This window comes from Nakamurella flavida (assembly GCF_030811475.1).
Taxonomy (GTDB): Bacteria; Actinomycetota; Actinomycetes; order Mycobacteriales; family Nakamurellaceae; genus Nakamurella; species Nakamurella flavida.
Genome location: NZ_JAUSQV010000001.1, coordinates 1,163,847 through 1,180,879 on the forward strand (window position 1 = coordinate 1,163,847; position 17,033 = coordinate 1,180,879).

General features: G+C 73.8%; 14 protein-coding genes. 6 read left to right on the top strand and 8 right to left on the bottom strand.

The window, feature by feature from the left end:
• Positions 1 to 49: 49 nt before the first annotated feature.
• From J2S58_RS05210 to J2S58_RS05220, 3 genes are all read left to right on the top strand, one after another.
• On the top strand, positions 50 to 1,582 hold the full coding sequence (locus tag J2S58_RS05210) for a class I SAM-dependent methyltransferase (RefSeq protein ID WP_306826467.1): 1,533 nt from the start codon (positions 50 to 52) through the stop codon (positions 1,580 to 1,582).
• A gap of 48 nt (positions 1,583 to 1,630) precedes the next feature.
• Positions 1,631 to 2,059: a D-aminoacyl-tRNA deacylase gene (dtd, locus tag J2S58_RS05215; RefSeq protein ID WP_205257574.1), complete on the top strand. Its 429-nt coding sequence runs from the start codon at positions 1,631 to 1,633 to the stop codon at positions 2,057 to 2,059.
• Positions 2,060 to 2,473: 414 nt separating this feature from the next.
• Positions 2,474 to 3,469, top strand: coding sequence for a sigma-70 family RNA polymerase sigma factor (locus tag J2S58_RS05220; protein ID WP_240189120.1), 996 nt, complete (start codon positions 2,474 to 2,476; stop codon positions 3,467 to 3,469).
• Positions 3,470 to 3,571: 102 nt separating this feature from the next.
• Here J2S58_RS05220 and J2S58_RS05225 read toward each other — a convergent pair whose 3' ends face one another.
• The 5 genes from J2S58_RS05225 to J2S58_RS05245 form a co-directional block, all read right to left on the bottom strand.
• A complete protein-coding gene (locus J2S58_RS05225) occupies positions 3,572 to 6,304 on the bottom strand; it encodes a bifunctional acetate--CoA ligase family protein/GNAT family N-acetyltransferase (RefSeq protein WP_240189121.1) in 2,733 nt (910 codons plus the stop codon).
• Between the two features lies 1 nt (position 6,305).
• On the bottom strand, positions 6,306 to 7,493 hold the full coding sequence (locus J2S58_RS05230) for an acetoin utilization protein AcuC (protein WP_205257575.1): 1,188 nt from the start codon (positions 7,491 to 7,493) through the stop codon (positions 6,306 to 6,308).
• A gap of 43 nt (positions 7,494 to 7,536) precedes the next feature.
• On the bottom strand, positions 7,537 to 8,385 hold the full coding sequence (locus J2S58_RS05235; RefSeq protein ID WP_205257576.1) for a helix-turn-helix transcriptional regulator: 849 nt from the start codon (positions 8,383 to 8,385) through the stop codon (positions 7,537 to 7,539).
• A gap of 2 nt (positions 8,386 to 8,387) precedes the next feature.
• Positions 8,388 to 9,395 (bottom strand): SDR family oxidoreductase, encoded by a 1,008-nt coding sequence (locus J2S58_RS05240; protein ID WP_205257577.1) that lies wholly within the window; start codon positions 9,393 to 9,395, stop codon positions 8,388 to 8,390.
• A gap of 139 nt (positions 9,396 to 9,534) precedes the next feature.
• Positions 9,535 to 10,479 carry a MarR family transcriptional regulator gene (locus J2S58_RS05245; protein ID WP_205257578.1) on the bottom strand — a complete coding sequence of 315 codons (945 nt, stop codon included), beginning with the start codon at positions 10,477 to 10,479 and terminating at the stop codon, positions 9,535 to 9,537.
• A gap of 161 nt (positions 10,480 to 10,640) precedes the next feature.
• Here J2S58_RS05245 and J2S58_RS05250 point away from each other — a divergent pair, with 161 nt between their 5' ends.
• Together J2S58_RS05250 and J2S58_RS05255 are read left to right on the top strand one after the other, a co-directional pair.
• Positions 10,641 to 11,984, top strand: a complete 1,344-nt coding sequence (locus J2S58_RS05250) for an alpha/beta hydrolase (RefSeq protein ID WP_205257579.1) — start codon at positions 10,641 to 10,643, stop codon at positions 11,982 to 11,984.
• A gap of 21 nt (positions 11,985 to 12,005) precedes the next feature.
• The gene (locus tag J2S58_RS05255; protein ID WP_205257580.1) at positions 12,006 to 13,460 is read left to right on the top strand and encodes an amino acid permease; all 1,455 of its coding nucleotides are present in this window, start codon (positions 12,006 to 12,008) and stop codon (positions 13,458 to 13,460) included.
• A 38-nt stretch (positions 13,461 to 13,498) separates the two neighbouring features.
• Here the strand turns inward: J2S58_RS05255 and J2S58_RS05260 are convergent, their stop codons facing one another.
• Positions 13,499 to 14,323: a sulfurtransferase gene (locus J2S58_RS05260; protein WP_205257581.1), complete on the bottom strand. Its 825-nt coding sequence runs from the start codon at positions 14,321 to 14,323 to the stop codon at positions 13,499 to 13,501.
• A 77-nt stretch (positions 14,324 to 14,400) separates the two neighbouring features.
• Between J2S58_RS05260 and J2S58_RS05265 the strand changes: the two genes are divergently transcribed.
• The gene (locus J2S58_RS05265) at positions 14,401 to 15,093 is read left to right on the top strand and encodes a metal-dependent transcriptional regulator (protein ID WP_205257582.1); all 693 of its coding nucleotides are present in this window, start codon (positions 14,401 to 14,403) and stop codon (positions 15,091 to 15,093) included.
• A 71-nt stretch (positions 15,094 to 15,164) separates the two neighbouring features.
• On the opposite strand, the gene J2S58_RS05270 is transcribed toward J2S58_RS05265, so the two are convergent.
• Both J2S58_RS05270 and J2S58_RS05275 read right to left on the bottom strand, forming a co-directional pair.
• Entirely contained in the window at positions 15,165 to 15,773 is a 609-nt protein-coding gene (locus J2S58_RS05270; RefSeq protein WP_240189123.1) for a gluconokinase, read from the bottom strand.
• Positions 15,774 to 15,920: 147 nt separating this feature from the next.
• Positions 15,921 to 16,814 carry an SDR family oxidoreductase gene (locus J2S58_RS05275; RefSeq protein WP_205257583.1) on the bottom strand — a complete coding sequence of 298 codons (894 nt, stop codon included), beginning with the start codon at positions 16,812 to 16,814 and terminating at the stop codon, positions 15,921 to 15,923.
• Between the last annotated feature and the right edge of the window lie 219 nt (positions 16,815 to 17,033).

Sequence of the window (17,033 nt, forward strand, 5' to 3'; positions counted from 1 at the left end):
CGGTCCGTCCGGCGCCCCGCCGATCCAGTCGCGAGACCCCAGGAGCACCGTGCCCGCATCACCACAGCCCACCCTCGACCTGTCCGACCAGCCGCTGTCCGACCCGGACGTCGTCGACCGGGTCGGCGCCGATCTGCGGGCCGCCGGGTTCGACTCCGACGGCGTCCCGGAGCTGCTCGGCGCGGGAGCCCATGCGGCGCTGGGCCGCGGCGAGCCGTTCCCGGCCCTGCGCGCCACCCGCGACGGCCCCCCGCTGGCCACCGCGGTCCGCCTGTTCCTGCTGGGGACGACCGAGCCGGAGTCGGCGGTGCGGGCGACGCTCCCGTCGGCCGACCTGGCCGCCCTGGTCGCCCAGGGCGTGCTGGAGCCCGATGCCGACGGGTTCCGGGCCGGCCTGGACATCCGGCCGCACGCGGACGAGGACGCCGAGTTCCTGGTGGTCTCCGACCTGGACTCCGACACCCGCCCCGGGCCGGTGCGGCGGGAGCACGTGCTGGGCATCGGCTCGGCGTCGGTCAGCCTGGCCCGCGCGGTGATCCGGCGACCGGTGGGCCGGGCCCTGGACCTGGGCACCGGGTGCGGCATCCAGGCTTTGCACACCGCGTCGCACGCGGGCTCGATCACCGCCACCGACGTCAGCCGGCGGGCGCTCGCCCTGGCCGGGGCCACCGCCCGGATCAACGGACAGCACTGGGATCTGCGCCGGGGCTCGCTGTTCGAGCCGGTGGCCGGTGAGCGGTTCGACCTGATCGTGTCGAACCCGCCGTTCGTGGTCGGCGACGGGCGGCAGGACTACGTCTACCGCGACTCCGGGGTGGCCGGCGACGGTCTGGGCGCCACCCTGGTCGGCGCCATGGCCGATCACCTGAACCCGGGTGGCACCGCCCAGCTGCTGGCCAACTGGATCGTCCGGGACGACGGCGACTGGCGGGAGCGGGTCGGTGACTGGGTGACGGGCAGCGGGCTGGACGCCTGGGTCGTGCAGCGGGAGCTGGCCGATCCGGCCGAGTACGTCAGCCTGTGGCTCAAGGACGCCGGCGAACGCGGTGGCCAGGCCGAGGCGGTCGCCACCGCCTGGCTCGACTGGTTCGCCGCCGAGCGGGTCACCGGGATCGGCATGGGGCTGATCACCCTGCAGCGCAACGACTCCGCGACCCCCCTGGTGACCCTGGACGAGATCACCGGGGCCGGTGAGGCGGTGACCGGACCGGAGGCGGACGCCTTCCTGGCCCGCCGCCGGTGGCTGGACCGGGCCGGTGACGCCGACCTGCTGGGCACGGCGTTCTCGGTGTCCCCCGGGACGATGCTCGAGCACCGGTCGATCCCCGGCAACGCCGGCTGGCAGCCGGTGCTGCGGTTGCTCCGCCGGCCGGGCGGGCCCGGGGCGACCCTGCAGGTGGACGAGTGGGGCGAGGCCCTGCTCGGCGGGTGCACGGGAACGGTCCCGCTGGCCCTCCAGCTGCAGGTGCTGGCCGCGGCGCACGGACTGGACGTCGCGGCCCTGGCCGGGGCCGTGCTGCCCGCCGTCCGGGTCGGTGTGCTGCGCGGTCTGCTGCACCCGGTGGACTCCCTCCCGGCCTGAGCGCCGGGGGCGGGTGGGACCGCCGTGCGGGGATGACAGCATCACCGCATGCGCGTCGTCCTCACCCGGGTCCTGTCCGCGTCGGTGTCCGTGGACGGCCAGGTGGTGGCCGAGCTGGCCGCCCCGGGGCTGCTGGCGCTCGTCGGCGTCACCGGCACGGACACCCCCACCGTCGCCCGCTCGGTCGCGACGAAGCTCCACGAGCTGCGCATCCTGCCCGGGGAGGCGTCAGCGGCCGCCGCGGGCGCCCCGATCCTCGTGGTGAGCCAGTTCACCCTCTACGGCCGGACGGACAAGGGCCGCCGCCCGGCCTGGGCGCAGGCCGCCCCCGGCCCGGTCGCCGAGCCGCTGGTCGACGAGGTCGTGGCCGAGCTGCGCCGCCGGGGCGCGACCGTGTCCACCGGGGTGTTCGGCGCGATGATGCAGGTCAGCAGTGTCAACGACGGGCCGATGACGATCCTGCTGGACGAGGACTGACCACCGGCCCTCGCCGGGGTCGGGGGGATCGCCCTGCCCCGGGCGGGGCCGGGCGGGGGAAATGCGGACCCGGCCGGGAAATGGTCACCCGATCCCGGCGGTCCCGTTCCCATGGGCTTCCCATCATCAATACAGATCCCGCGTGCCCCCACCGGCTGTAGTACGTCTGACGCACTCCCTGCGCCGCCACGGCGGAGGGGTTACGCCGTAAGACCTGCAGGTGGTCGACCTCCCGTCACCCATCTCCGGACGCCCGGCTGACGAATGCCGACCGGGTCGTCCGGGACCGTTGCACGGTGATCGACCGGCCGGGCACTCCGCCGGTGACGGGAACGAAATGGCACGTCGCACTGTTGGAAAAGATGTCGGCCCGAGCGAATCCCGGGCGGCACGCATACCTGAAGGGAGCCCCCGATGACCGCTTCCCCCGCCTATCCGCTGAGCCAGACCCTCACCGCCACCGCTCTGGAGCGTGAGTCCGAGGATCTGGACGCGCAGGGCCCCGCGGCCGACCTCGTCCGGGTCTACCTGAACGGCATCGGCCGCACCGCCCTGCTGACCGCCGAGCAGGAGGTCGAACTGGCCAAGCGCATCGAGGCCGGCGTCTTCGCCGCGCACAAGCTCGAGGTCGGCAAGCGCCTGTCCGCCCAGCGTCGCCTGGATCTCAAGGCGATCGTCCGGGACGGCAGCCGCGCACGGAACCACCTGTTGGTGGCCAACCTGCGCCTCGTCGTCTCGCTGGCCAAGCGCTACACCGGCCGCGGCATGCCGCTGCTGGACCTCATCCAGGAGGGCAACCTGGGTCTGATCCGCGCGGTCGAGAAGTTCGACTACACCAAGGGTTTCAAGTTCTCCACCTACGCCACGTGGTGGATCCGGCAGGCGATCTCGCGCGGCATGGCCGATCAGGGCCGCACGATCCGGCTGCCCGTCCACCTCGTGGAGCAGGTCAACAAGCTGTCGCGGCTCAAGCGCGAGCTGCACCAGCAGCTCGGGCGGGACGCCACCATGGCCGAGCTGGCCGAGGAGTCGGGCATCCCCGAGGAGAAGATCGCGGATCTGCTGGACCACGCCCGCGACCCGGTGAGCCTGGACATGCCGGTCGGCAGCGACGAGGAAGCGCCCCTGGGTGACTTCATCGAGGACGCGGAGTCCACCTCGGCCGAGGCCGCGGTCGTCGCCGGGTTCATGCACACCGACATCAACCGCGTCCTGCACACGCTGGACGACCGCGAGCAGACCGTGGTGCGCCTGCGCTACGGCCTGGACGACGGCCGCCCGCGCACCCTGGACGAGATCGGCCGCGTGTTCGGCATCTCCCGGGAGCGGGTGCGGCAGATCGAGCGCGACTCGATGGCCAAGCTCCGCACGGGCGACCGGTCGGAGATGCTCCGCTCGTACGCGAGCTGAGAACGGGGCACCCGCGGGGTGCCCAGCGGGACAGCAGGGCCGGGTCCGACCGTCGAGGTCGGCCCGGCCCTTTCCCGTACCCGGGTTCACGTCCGGTCCGGCTCAGGTCAGCCGGCGGCGCTCGTCCAGCCGCACCGGCGCACCGATCCGGCCGGTGGCGCCGGTGACGGACACTCCGCCCGGTCCGGCCAGCACCGGCCGCAGGTGCAGCTCGACCAGCTCGGGCAGGTCGTCGGCCAGGGCGGAGAGCCGCAGGGCCAGATCGACCAGCGGGCCGCGGTCGACCACCCGCGAGCCGCGGTAGCCGTCCAACAGCGGGGCGGCCCGCGGCGCGGCGATCAGATCCGCCGCATCGGTGTCGCTCAGCGGGACGGCGCGGTAGGCCCGGTCGTCCAGCAGCTCGGTGGCCAACCCACCCAGGCCGAAGGAGACCAGCGCCCCGAACGACGGGTCGGCGGTCACCGAGAACACCGTGGACACCTCGGTGCGGTCCGACGGGGCCATCGCCTGCACGTAGAGGAACGGCCCGGCCAGCGCGGCCAACCCGGCCCAGGCGGCCCGCAGGTGATCCGGTGAGGACAGCCCGAGCCGCACCCCCGAGCGGTCGGCCCGGTGCCGGAGTGTCTCGTCGAAGGACTTGAGGGCGACCGGGAAACCGATGTCCTGCGCGGCCGTCACCGCCTCGTCGATCCCGGTCACCGCCCGGAACGGCTCGAGGACGATGCCGTACGCCGCCAGCAGGCCGCTGAGCTCGGCGTCGGTCAGCGCCCGGTCGGGGTCGTCCGTCCCCCGCAGACCGGCCATCGACCGGCGGGCGGCGGGCCGGTCCAGCCCGTCCGGTTCCACCATGGCGCCGACGGGCCGGGCCAGCCAGGTGCCGTAGCGCACCCCGTGGGCCAGCGCCGCGACCGCCCGTTCGGGCGTCCCGTAGGACGGCACCGAGCCGCGTGCGGCCCCGCCGTCCGGCCCGGTCACGGCCAACTGGCTGGGCAGTCCGTCGACGGCCAGGAACGTGGTCACCACCGGGACCCCGGCCTCGCCCGCCGCCGAGCGAAGCGCCGCCGCGTGGGCCAGGCCCGGGGTGGCCACCGGCGGCACGAACACCACGACGACCGCGTCCACGTCGTCCCGCGCGGCCACCGCCCGGACCGCGGCGGCCAGATCGGGCGGCGTGACGTCCACGCCGAGATCCGACGGCACCCCGTCCGCGACGGTGAGTCCCTCGTCGACACAGGCGTCGTAGGCCAGCACGCCCAGGGCGGTGGAGTTGCCCACGATGGCGATGCGCCCGCCGGCCGGGACGGGCTGGGTGGACAGCAGCTGGGCCACGTCGAAGGCCTCGGCCAGCGTGGTGGTGCGCAGCACCCCGGACTGCGCGAACAGGGAGGCGACCGCGGCGTCGGAGACCGGGGTGGAGGTCGCCGCGAGACCGGGGGCGGCCAGGGCGTACCGGCCGGACTTCACCGCGATGACCGGCTTGGTGCGGGCCAGCACCCGGGCGAGCCGGGTGAACTTCCGCGGGTTGCCGAAGGACTCCAGGTACAGCAGCACGACCTCGGTCCCGGCGTCGCCGTGCCAGTACTGCAGCAGGTCGTTGCCGGACACGTCCGCCCGATTGCCGGCGGAGACGAAGCTGGACAGCCCCAGCCCGCGGCGGGCCGCGTCGGCCAGGATCGCGATGCCGAGCGCACCGGACTGGCAGAAGAAGCCGATCCGGCCCGCCGGTGGCACCACCGGCGCCAGGGTGGCGTTGATCGACACGGCCGGGTCGGTGTTGATCAGCCCGAGGCAGTTCGGGCCGAGCACCCGCATGCCGGACGCCCGGGCCAGGGCGACCATCCGCCGCTGCGCCGCCGCTCCCCCGCCGTCCGCGCCCCCCTCGGTGCTCCCGGACGCATCGGCGAAGCCCGCCGTCATGACCACGAGCCCGTGCACGCCCTTCTCCCGGCACGCCTGCACCACCTCGGACACCGACGCCGCCGGGACGGCGACCACGGCCAGGTCCACCGGGTCGGGGATGTCGGTGACACTCGGGTAGGCCCGCACCCCCTGCACCGACAGGGCGTCGGGGTTGACCGGGTAGACCGGTCCGGTGAATCCGCCGCGCAGCAGGTTGACCAGGACGGCGTGGCCCAGCTTGCGGGGCTCGGTGGACGCCCCGATGACGGCGACCGAACGGGGGTTGAGCAGTCGGCTGATCGACCGCGACTCGGCCCGGTGCTCCCGGGCGAGGAGCACCGCACGGGACTTGTCCGTCGGGCCGATGTCGAACACGAGATCAAGGACGCCGGAGGAGAACTCGCGCCGCACGGCGTAGCCGGCGTCGATGAACACCCGCACCATCTGCTGGTTCTCGCTGAGCACCTCGGCGGTGAAGCGGCGGATGCCGAGCTCCTGGGCGGCGGCGGCCAGGTGCTCGAGCAGCAGCGACCCCAGGCCGCGGCCCTGCTGCGAGTCCTCGACGAGGAACGCGACCTCGGCGGCGTCCGGGTCGAGGCCACTGCCGGCCGGGCTGCGGTGGAAGGTGCCGGCGGCGATGATCTGCCCGCCGAGCTCGGCGACCAGCCCGACGGCGGTGACGTGGTCGACGTCGGTGAACACCCGCAGTTGACTGTCCGAGATCTCCGCGATCGTGGAGAAGTACCGCAGGTACAGGGTTCTCGAGCTGGACCGGCCGTGCATGGCGCGGATGGCGTCGGCGTCCCCGGTACCCGAGGGGCGCAGGTGCACCGCTCCCCCGTCGGTCAGCAGGACGTCGGCCTCCCAGTGCTGGGGATACCGCACCGGTCTGACGTCACCGGGGACGGGCACGGTCATGTCGGTCGGCTCGGTCATGTCAGTCCCGGGGGTCGACGGGGTCGAGGCCGTGCAGGGGGAAGATCGCCTGCCGGGTCTGCAGCACGGCGCGGTCCAGCGGGCTCTCGCCACGCCCCGCCCACCGCTCGAACCGCGGCGGTACCCCGTCGCCCATGTGGGTGGGCGGCTCGATGGACCGCCGCCGTCCGCGGGCGATGTCCTGCCACCCGGTGGGGATGTCACGGTCGGGGTCGACGTCCCGACCCAGCACGGTGGCCAGCAGATGCGTCCACGCCCGCGGCACCACCCGGACCAGGGAGTACCCGCCGCCGCCGAGGGCCAGCCACCGTCCGCCGGTGACGGTCTCGGCCAGCTCGCGCAGGGCCAGGTAGGAGGCGCGCTGCCCGTCCACGGACAGCCGCAGGTCCGCGAGCGGATCCTCGGCGTGCGAGTCGGCGCCGTGCTGGGTGACGAGCACCTGCGGGCGGAACGCGGCGACGACGGACGGGACGACGGCGTGGAACGCGCGGAGCCAGCCGGCGTCGTCGGTGCCGGACGGCAGGGCCAGGTTGACCGCGGTGCCCTCGGCGGCGCCGCGGCCGGTCTCCACCGGCCATCCCGTCCCCGGGAACAGGGTCAGCGGGCTCTCGTGGATCGACACCGTCAGCACCCGGGGATCGCCGTAGAACGCCTCCTGCACGCCGTCACCGTGGTGCACGTCCACGTCCACGTAGGCGACCCGGTCCACGCCCGCGTCCAGCAGCGCGGCGATGGCCAGGGCGGCGTCGTTGTACACGCAGAACCCGCTGGCCCGGTCGGGCATGGCGTGGTGCAACCCCCCGGCGATGTTGACCGCCCGGTCGACCTCCCCGGCCGCGATGGCCCGGGCCGCGGCCACCGATCCTCCGGCGATCAGCGCGGCCGAGTCGTGCATGCCGGGGAAGACCGGGTCGTCGGAGGTGCCGAGCCCGTGGCCGAACTGCGGGCTCTCCGGGCTCAGCCCGCGCGCCGACGCGGCCTTCACCGCGGCCAGGTACTCCGGGGTGTGCACGCGCAGCAGGGTGGCGTCGTCGGCGGGCTCCGGGCGGACGAGATCGACCCCGTCCAGTACCCCCAGGATGTCGGCCAGCGCCCAGGTCAGCTCCCACCGCAGCGGGTGGAACGGGTGGTAGCCACCGAGGTCGTACGCGAGCATCCGGGGATCCCACACGAGCATCGGCGGCCTCATCCGGGCAAGGCTAGGCGACGGCCCCCACCGTGCGCCCGACCCCTCACCGCGGTGCGGTCACGTCCTGGCCGAGCACCCCGAGCAGTTGCAGCCGGTCGTAGCTGTCCGTCCCGGGGGTGGCGGTGAGCACCAGCAGCGCCTGGTTCTGGTCCAGGTCGGCCAGCAGCTGGCACTGCACGGTCATCACCCCGGTGTCCGGGTGCTGCACCCGCTTCTCGTACTGGTGGACGCCCGGCACCTCGTGGGCGCTCCACAACCGCGCGAACTCCTCGCTGGTGGTCAGCAGATCCGCGGCCACGGCGGCCGCCCGGGACCCCGCCCCCTGCCGCACCGAGGCGGCGCGCAGATCCGCGGTGAAGGCGCGCGAGTGCAGGTCGTGGTCCTCCGTCGGATACACGCGGCGGGCGTCGGGGTCGGTGAACCAGCGGTGGGTGACGCTGCGTGCCATCCCGGCGAAGCGGGTCTCGTCACCGAACAGCGCGCGGGCCGGCGGGGTCTGCACCAGGGTTTCCCCGAGGTCGGTCATGATCTGGGCGGGGGTGTCCTGCAGTCGGTCCAGCACGCGCATCAGCCCGGGGGCGACGTGCCGTGCGTGCAGATCGGCATGACGGGCCGGCGCATTGTGCCCGGCCAGCAGGAACAGGTGGTCGCGCTCGCTGTGGGTGAGGCGCAGGCCGCGGGCGATCGCGGTGAGCATCTGCACCGACGGCTGCGGCCCGCGGGCCTGCTCCAGGCGGCTCCAGTAGTCGACCGACATGACGCACAGGGCGGCCACCTCCTCCCGGCGGAGCCCGTTCGCCCGTCGCCGCGGGCCCCGACCGAGCCCGACGTCCTCCGGCTGGAGCGCCTCCCGGCGTCGGCGCAGGAAGTCGGCCAGCTGACTGCGATCCACGATCACTCCTCCTCGCGACGGGCCCTGCGCGGCGGGCCCGTCCATCCTGCGACAGCCGGGCCGTCGGCGTCAGACCGCGCGGCCCGCATCCCGACCAGATCGATCGAGACGTCCCACATGCGGCGGGCGTCCGCGCCGCTGCGCAGCGGCACCCAGAGCTTCTGCTCGGCGGGAGCGCCGCCCAGTCCGCCGGGGCCGGACGGGCCGAAGAACCGCCCGCCGACCGGGTCCGGGCCCACGGCGGCGAGCAGGGCGGGCAGGGCGGCGGTCTCCGGGGTGCCCACCAGGATGCCCCGCCGGGACAGCGCGCGGATGACGCGGACGGCGGTGGTGTCGGCGTCCCGGCCGAGGCCGGCCTGGGCCGCCAGCAGGTTGGTGGGCGAGACACCGGGATGGGCCAGGGCGCTGGTGATGCCCCATCCGGCGGCCGCACTGCGGTCCTGGAGCTCGCGGGCGAACAGCCCGACGGCCAGCTTGGACAGGCTGTAGGCCCGGTCGACGTCGTAACGCCGCTCGGAGTTCAGGTCGTCCCACCCGATCCTCGCGCGCCGGGCGGCGATGCTGGTCTGGTGGACGACCCGGGCCCCGCCGGCCCGCAGCAGCGGCAGCAGTCCCAGGGTGAGGGCGACGTGGCCGAGGTGGTTGGTGCCGAACTGCAGCTCGAACCCGTCGCGGGTGACCTGTCGGGCGGGCGGCCGCATCACCCCGGCGTTGTCGATCAGCAGGTGGATCGGTCGACCCTGCGCCAGCAGAGCGTCGGTCAGCGCGGCGATCGATTCCAGCGAGGCCAGGTCCAGCACCCGGGTGGACACGGCCGCGGCGGGCACGGAACTCCGGATGCGGTCGACCGCCCGGGCGCCCTTCGCCGCGTCCCGGACCGGCAGGAGGACCTCGGCGCCCGCCGCGGCCAGCCGACGCGCGATCACCAGACCGATGCCGTCGCTGGCTCCGGTGACCAGGGCGAGCCGCCCGGTCAGGTCCGGCAGGTCCAGAGTGGGGGTGCGCACCATGACGGTCTCCTCGGTGTCCGGCCCGCCACGTCGGCGGGTACGACCCCACTGTCGGGCACCGGCGCGTCCGGGTTCAGGCCCGTCCCGTCCACGGATCGGCGGTCCCCCCTTCCGGGGCGCCCGGGACGGTGCGGTGGGCTCAGCCGGAGTGTTCGAGATCGGTGCGGCACGCCACGCCCAGGGCGAACAGCGTCGCCACCCCGTAGTGCTCCATCGCGGCGGCGACCCGGCGCCGCCCCGTTCGTGGATTGATACCCAGTGTGCGCGAGGCGGTCTCCAATGTGATGCCCTGGCGCATCAGCCGCAGCAACGGGGTCCACGCGGGCTCGCCTCCCGCCGGCGGGTCGGCCCGCTGCCAGATCTCCGCGAAGTAGGCGCGGGTGAGATCGGCCAACGCGGCGTTGCGGATACCCAGCACGCTGGTCGGGCGACCCTCGCCCCACTCGAACGGCATCGAGACCTGGTCGCCGTCCACCCAGAACCAACTGGGCGGAGTCTGCATGCTCCGGAAGGCCAGGCCGGCCCGGGTGTAGCGGTCCATCCGGTCCCGGGCGGCCGGGTCGCCCAGGGAGGAGGTGGGCACGATGACCCGCACGGTGTCCTTGGCGGCCAGGGCCCGGCCGAATCGTTCCCGGCGTTCCGGCGAGGTGGCCAGGAACCGCTCGATCGCGGGGAGCACGGCGTCCAGCGTCCCGCTGTCGTGCTGGGCGGTGTCGAACCACAGGTCCTCGGAGGCGTGCTCGCCGTGGCGGATGGTCACCGGGACCAGATCGGTGGAGACCTCGCCGACCGCGAAGTGGCGGAGCATCCCCGGCAGGGCGGTCACGATCCGCTCGAGGTCCCCCAGACCGTCGGCGACCCTGGCGCGCACGTCGGCCCGCGAGGCGGCGGCCGCCTGCGCGGCCCAGTCGGCCGGGTGCCGGTAGTCGATCCGGCCGTCCCTGACCTCCAGCACCCCACGGGCCTGCAGCCGGTCGACGGCCGCCCCCACCTGCGTGGGGTCGAGGTGGGCCAGGGCGGCGATCTCCCCGACCGTGGCGGGTCGACCACGATGGATGACCGCCAGCAGCGTGTCGTCGTCCATGACCATCCTTGCTGACGGCACCCCCGGGGTTGACCGAGCGTGCATACCTGAACACTGCCCGCAACCGGACATGTCCGCAACCGGATCTTGATTCTGGAACAGGACCATCCGGACACTCCACGCTGGGTAGGCAGGTCCGCGCCCCCAGTCCTGGAGGAACCATGATCGGCTGTCTCGCGGCCACCGGCCCGGGCGGGATCAGACCGTGGCTGCTGGCCGGGGTCGCGCTGCTCCTCCTCGGCGCCGTCTGTCTCGTCGTCCGACCCCGCCGTCGGGCGGTGCCGACGCCCGTGGGGATGTCGGTGGGCCTGGTCGTCGTGCTGGTGGTCGGGGGGACGGTGGCCGGACCCGCCCCCGTGGCCCGGGCCACGGACGGGGACGCCGGGACCGTGAGCTGCCCGAGCGCGGGATCCACCGGGACTCCGGCCCGCGCACCGTCGACCGCCATCGGCGGGGACACCGAGATCACCTACGTCAGCGGAGGTGTCACCGTTCACGGCAGCTACCGCGGTCCGGTGGACCCCGCCCGCCCGGTCCCCGCGGTGGTCATCGTCGGCGGCACCGGGGCCGTGGACCGCAACGGCGACGCCCCGGGCCTGGCCACCGGGGCCTACCGGTGGCTCGCCGACCGGCTGAGCGACCTGGGCATCGCCTCACTGCGGTACGACAAGCTCGGCACCGGGGCCACCGGCCTCGGCCCGTACGCCGCCGACCCCTCGGCCCTGCTCGCCCACGGGTACGACGAACTCCGCGTCCAACCCGTCCGGGACGCCCTGACGTTCGTGGCCGGGCAGCCGGGCATCGACACCGACCGCCTGCTGCTGCTCGGGCACAGCGAGGGCGGCCCGTTGGCCCTGACCGTCACGACGGACCGCCGGGAGGCCCCGGCCGTGGCCGGGCTGCTGCTGATCGAGCCCGCCTACACCCGCATCCTGGACATCCTCGGCCGGCAGGTGCAGGACCAGGCCGCGGCTGCCGTGACGGGCGGGGCCCTGTCGGCCGCCGACGAGAAGGCACTGGCCGACTGGATGGACCTCGGTCGCGCCGAGATCCGCGCGGGGGACGTCGACCCGCCGCCCGTCGCGCCCCCGCTCCCCACGGCGACCGGGTACGCCGCCGAACTGCAGACCTCCGTCGGCGGCAACTTCTGGGGCTCGGACCCCGCCCAGATGGTGGTCTCGCACGCCTACCGCACCCGGTACGGCCGGGAGTACGACGCGATCGACCCGGCACACCTCGCGACGGAGGTGATCGTGCCGACGCTGATCACCTGCGGCACCAAGGACTTCAACACCCCGTGCGGGGACGGATCGCCGGGCTCGGGTGTCGCTGCGGTGGCCGCGGACCTCGACCCCGCTCTCGCCACCTTCGTCCGCCTCCCCGACACCGTCCACCTCCTCCGGGACATCACCACCCCCGGTGTGCCCGCACCCGCCGAGCAGATCACCCGCCCGTACTCCGGAGTGCTGGTCGACGCCCTCACCGACTTCCTGACCCACTTCTGACCCCCTGACCGAACGGACCCGATGAGTACCTCGCACTCCCCCGCCACGGACGAGCCGCAGCTGAAGCGCACCCTCGGGGGCTTCCAGGTCTTCGCCGTCTCGTTCGCCTTCATCTCGGTGGCCGTGGGGGTGTTCGCCACCTACGGAGAGATGCTGACCACGGCCGGGCCGGTGGGCATCTGGTTGTGGGTGATCTCCGCCGTGGGGCAGACCCTCGTCGCCCTGGTCGTCGCCCAGTTCGCCGCCCGCATCGCCCTGAGCGGCTCGTCCTACCAGTGGGCCTCCCGGTTGGCCAGTCCGAAGGTCGGGTGGTTCTTCGGGTACCTGACGCTCTGGTACCTGGCCACCGCCGTGGTGGCGATGGACAACGCCCTGGCCAGCCAGGCGCTGATGCCCCTGCTCGGCATGCCGGAGAGCGAGGACGACGCCCGGCTCATCACGATCGCCGTCCTGGTGGTGCAGGCGGTGCTGGTCATCGCCTCGACCCGCCTGCTCGGCCTGATCTCGTCGACCGCCGTGGCCATCGAGATCGGCATCGTGGTCGTGCTCGTGGTGGTGCTGCTGGCCGTGGTGATCACCACCGGCAGCGGGGATGTCGGCAACCTGGCCTCCCGGGGCGTGGCCGCCGGCGACCCGAACTACTTCGCGCTGGGCGGCGGCGCGATGGCAGGCATGCTCATGGGCCTGACGACGCTGGTCGGATTCGACTCCGCGGCGAACCTCGCGGAGGAGGCGAAGGACCCGTTCCGCACCGTCCCGCGGGCCATCGTGGCCTCGGTGATCGCCGCGGGGGTGGCCGGAATGCTCTTCCTGATCGCGCTGACGGTCTCGATCAAGGACATCGTCGCCGTCTCCGCGGCCGGCTCGCCGGTGGCAGCGATCATCCGGGAGCAGCTCGGCCCGGTCTGGGAGCGGGTCATGCTGGCCTGCATCGTCGTCGCCATGTTCGGCGCCGGCATGGTGGTCATGGCGGCGTGCTCCCGGCAGGTGTTCGCGATGGCCCGCGACCGGCGCCTGCCGGCCGCCGCGTTGCTGCGGCGCGTCGATCCCCGCACCCGGACCCCGATCGCGGCCACGGTGCTCATCGTGGTCGTCGGCGTGGTGCTGATGGTCGCGCTGCCCGGCGCGGCGCTCGTCCAGCTCATCAACATCGGCACCATCCTCCCCGCGATGATCTACGGCGGCATCGTCGTGCTCTACCTGGGCGTGCGGAACCGATTCGCGCGGCGGGAGGGTGGCTTCAGCCTCGGCCGCCTGGAGATGCCGGTGGCCGTCGCCGCGCTGATCTGGATCGGCGTGGCCCTCGTCTGCCTGGTCACCCCGGGCCAGGCCCTCGTCCCCGTGCTGATCGTCGTCGGGCTCGCCCTGCTGGGTGGCGTCTGGTTCGCCGTGATGCTGCGGTCCCGGGACAGGGTGCTCGATGCGGAGGACCCGGCGACCGACCGGGCGGAGGAGATCGCCGAGGCGGCGGGCTGAGCCGGCCACCGACGGCAGCCGAGCCCCGGCGGAGCCCGTCAGCCGGTGGCGACCGGACGCCCGGCGGCACACCACTGCGACCAGGACCCGGGGTACAGCGCGAGCTGCACACCGGCGACCGCCGCGGCCAGCACCAGATGGCAGGCGGTGACCCCGGAACCGCAGGACGCGCCCGCCGGGGTGGAGCCGTCGACCCCGGCGGCCGCGAACGCCGCGCGCAGCTCCGCGGCGGGTCGCATCGTGCCGTCCGGGCCGATCAGCGACGCGTACGGCAGGTTCACCGCACCCGGGATGTGCCCGGCGGCGGGGTCGATCGGCTCGACCTCCCCGCGGTACCGGGCGGCGGCGCGGGCGTCGAGCAGCATTCCCGTCGCCGCAAGGTCCGCCGCGCCGTCGATGTCGACGGTGGGCATCGACCCCGGCCGGACGGTGACCGACCCGGGCACCGCGGCCATCTCCTCGCCGCCGACCAGGCCCGCGGTCCAGGCCCCCAGTCCGCCGTCGAGCACCCGCACGTCGGTCAGACCGGACCAGCGCAGCAACCACCAGGCCCGGGCCGCCGGTGCGCCGTCGGCGCCGTCGTACACCACCACCGCACTGTCGTCGTCGATCCCGAGTCGTCGCCAGACCGCCTGCAGCGCAACCGGATCGGGCAGCGGGTGCCGACCGCCGGCCCCGGGTGCACCGGCCAGTTCGGCGTCCAGGTCGACGAACAGCGCACCGGGCAGGTGCCCGGCCCGGTGGGCGGCCGGGTCGGCGCCGGCGAGTGTCCACCGGACGTCGAGCAGGACCGGCGGGTGCCCGGACGCGAGGCGGTCGGCCAGCTCGGCCGCGGTGATCAGGGGCGAGGGTGCGGTCGTCATCCCGGCAGTGTGCCCGGACCGGACGGAGCGTTGCCGCCGGGTAGGATCGACACCGGCGAGTAAGGGGATATTCCAGGGTGAACGATCTGATCGATACCACCGAGATGTACCTGCGCACGATCTTCGAGCTGGAGGAGGAGGGCATCGTCCCGCTCCGGGCCCGGATCGCGGAGCGGCTCAACCAGAGCGGCCCGACCGTCAGCCAGACGGTCGCCCGCATGCAGCGGGACGGGCTGCTCGTCGTATCCGACGACCGTCATCTCGAACTGACCGACGCCGGGCGGGAACGCGCCGTGTCGGTCATGCGCAAGCACCGGCTGGCCGAACGCCTGCTGCTCGACGTCATCGGGCTCGACTGGCAGGACGTGCACGTCGAGGCGTGCCGCTGGGAACACGTGATGAGCGAGCAGGTCGAGCAGAAGCTCGTGGCCCTGCTCGGCCACCCGCAGACCTCCCCGTACGGCAACCCCATCCCCGGACTGGACTCCCTCGGCGAGACGGCACCGTCGGTCCAGGAGACCCACCGGGACCTGATCAGCGCCGAGGCCGCCGCCGTGCGCGGGGGTCGGTTCGAGGTGCGCCGCATCATCGAGATCGTGCAGAACCAGCCGGGAGTGATGGACCGGCTGCAGCGGGCCGGGGTCGTCCCCGGCGCCGTGCTCCAGTTCGAGGTCCGCAACGACGCCCTGGTGGTGGTCGACGGGCCCATCTCCACCGAACTGCACCCGGACGTCGCCCACGGCATCCACGTCCGCCCGGCGGCCGCCTGAGCCGATGAGCACGCAGAGCCCGGGTCGGAACACCGACCCGGGCTCCGTGCTGTGGCGTCCTGAGCCGCGACTCAGCTCTGCGGGGTCTGCACGGACGACGCACCGGGACGCGGGGCACCCAGCGCGGACGACCCGTAGGCCGGTTGCAGACGCAGCGCGTGGATGATCTCGGCCGCCTCCTCCGCGGGGGAACGACCCAGGTCCACGACCAGGGTCTGCTCGTCCTCCCCCGGCGGTTCCAGCGTGGCCAGCTGGGACTTCAGCAGGGCCGGGGGCATGAAGTGGCCGGTCCGGGTGGCCATCCGGCGGGTGATCACCTCGTCGTTGCCGGACAGGTGCACGAACCACACGTTCTCCCGGCGCATCCGGTCGCGGTAGATCCGCTTGAGCGCGGAGCAGGTGATGATGCCGGGCTGCCCGGCGTCGGTGTGCTCGCGGATCCAGCCGGCCACCACATCCAGCCAGGGCCAACGATCCTCGTCGGTGAGCGGTTCGCCCGCGGCCATCTTCGCCACGTTGCTCTCGGGGTGCATGTCGTCGCCCTCGGCGAAGTCCCAGCCCAGTTGACCGGCCAGGATCGCGGCCACGGTGGACTTCCCGGACCCGGACACCCCCATGATCACCAGCACCGGCTGCTGGGGTGGGACGGGCTTGCGAGCCTGCGGGGGGACCACGGCCATGGGGACTCCTTCGACGTCGATGGCAGGTGTCGCCGTTCCGCGGGCGGCGCGGCGACGGCCCCAGTGTGTCGGTCCGGGGCCACCGCGCCAACCGGGACCGACCGGGAGACCGACCGGCCCCGGGAGCGGGGCCGGTCGATCACGCGATCACGGGGTGGGCGAACCGCCGGTCACGCTGAGGGTGGCGCCGAGGACGTAGCTGGATTCCTGGCTGGCCAGGAACACGTAGGCCGGGGCCAGCTCGGCCGGCTGGCCGGGGCGGCCCAGCTCGGCCTGGGCACCGAACTCCGGGACCGCGTCGGCGGGCTGGCCGCCGACGACCTGCAGCGGGGTCCACACCGGGCCGGGGGCGACCACGTTGACGCGGATGCCCTTCTTGGCGACCTGCTGGGCCATCGCCTTGGAGAAGGTGTTGATGGACGCCTTGGTGGTGGCGTAGTCCAGCAGCATCGGTGACGGCGTGTACGCCTGCACCGAGGACGAGTTGATGATGGTGCTGCCCGGCTTCATGTGCGGGACGGCCGCCTTGCTGAGCCAGAACGTCGCGTAGACGTTCGTCTTGAACGTGTCGTCGAACTGCTGGGTGGTCAGGTCGGCGATGTCCTCGACGGCCTGCTGCTTGCCGGCGTTGTTGACCAGGATGTCCAGTCCGCCGAGCTCGGCCACGGCGGTGGCGATGAGCTGCTCGCAGTAGCTCTCGTCCTTCAGGTCACCGGGGTAGGCCACGGCCTTGCGGCCGGCGGCCTCGACGAGGGCGACGACCTCGCGGGCGTCCGGCTCCTCCTCGGGCAGGTAGGACAGCACGACATCGGCGCCCTCACGGGCGAAGGCGATGGCCACGGCGCGACCGATGCCGCTGTCCGCACCGGTGACGACGGCCTTGCGGCCGGTGAGCCGGCCGGTCCCGCGGTAGGTCTCCTCGCCGTGGTCGGGCTTGGGGTCCATGTCCCGGGCCAGACCCGGCTCGGACTGCTGCTGCTCGGCGAACTCCGGCTGCGGGTACTGGGTGGTCGGATCCTGGAAGGTGTACTGGTCGGTCATGTCGTCCTCCGGGGACGTGGGCCGGCCCGGGCGCACACGCGTGCACCGCAGGACCGGCAGGACGGGCGGCCACGGTCTGGACCGCCCGGTCGAGGACCCGGGACGTCGCGGACCGGGGGACGGCTGCGACGGGCGGTGTCCGGAGCCGACCCGGCAGGGCGACCCCGATCCCACAGTAGACGTGTCATCCACCGCCGCCCCCGGCCGACTCCACCCCGC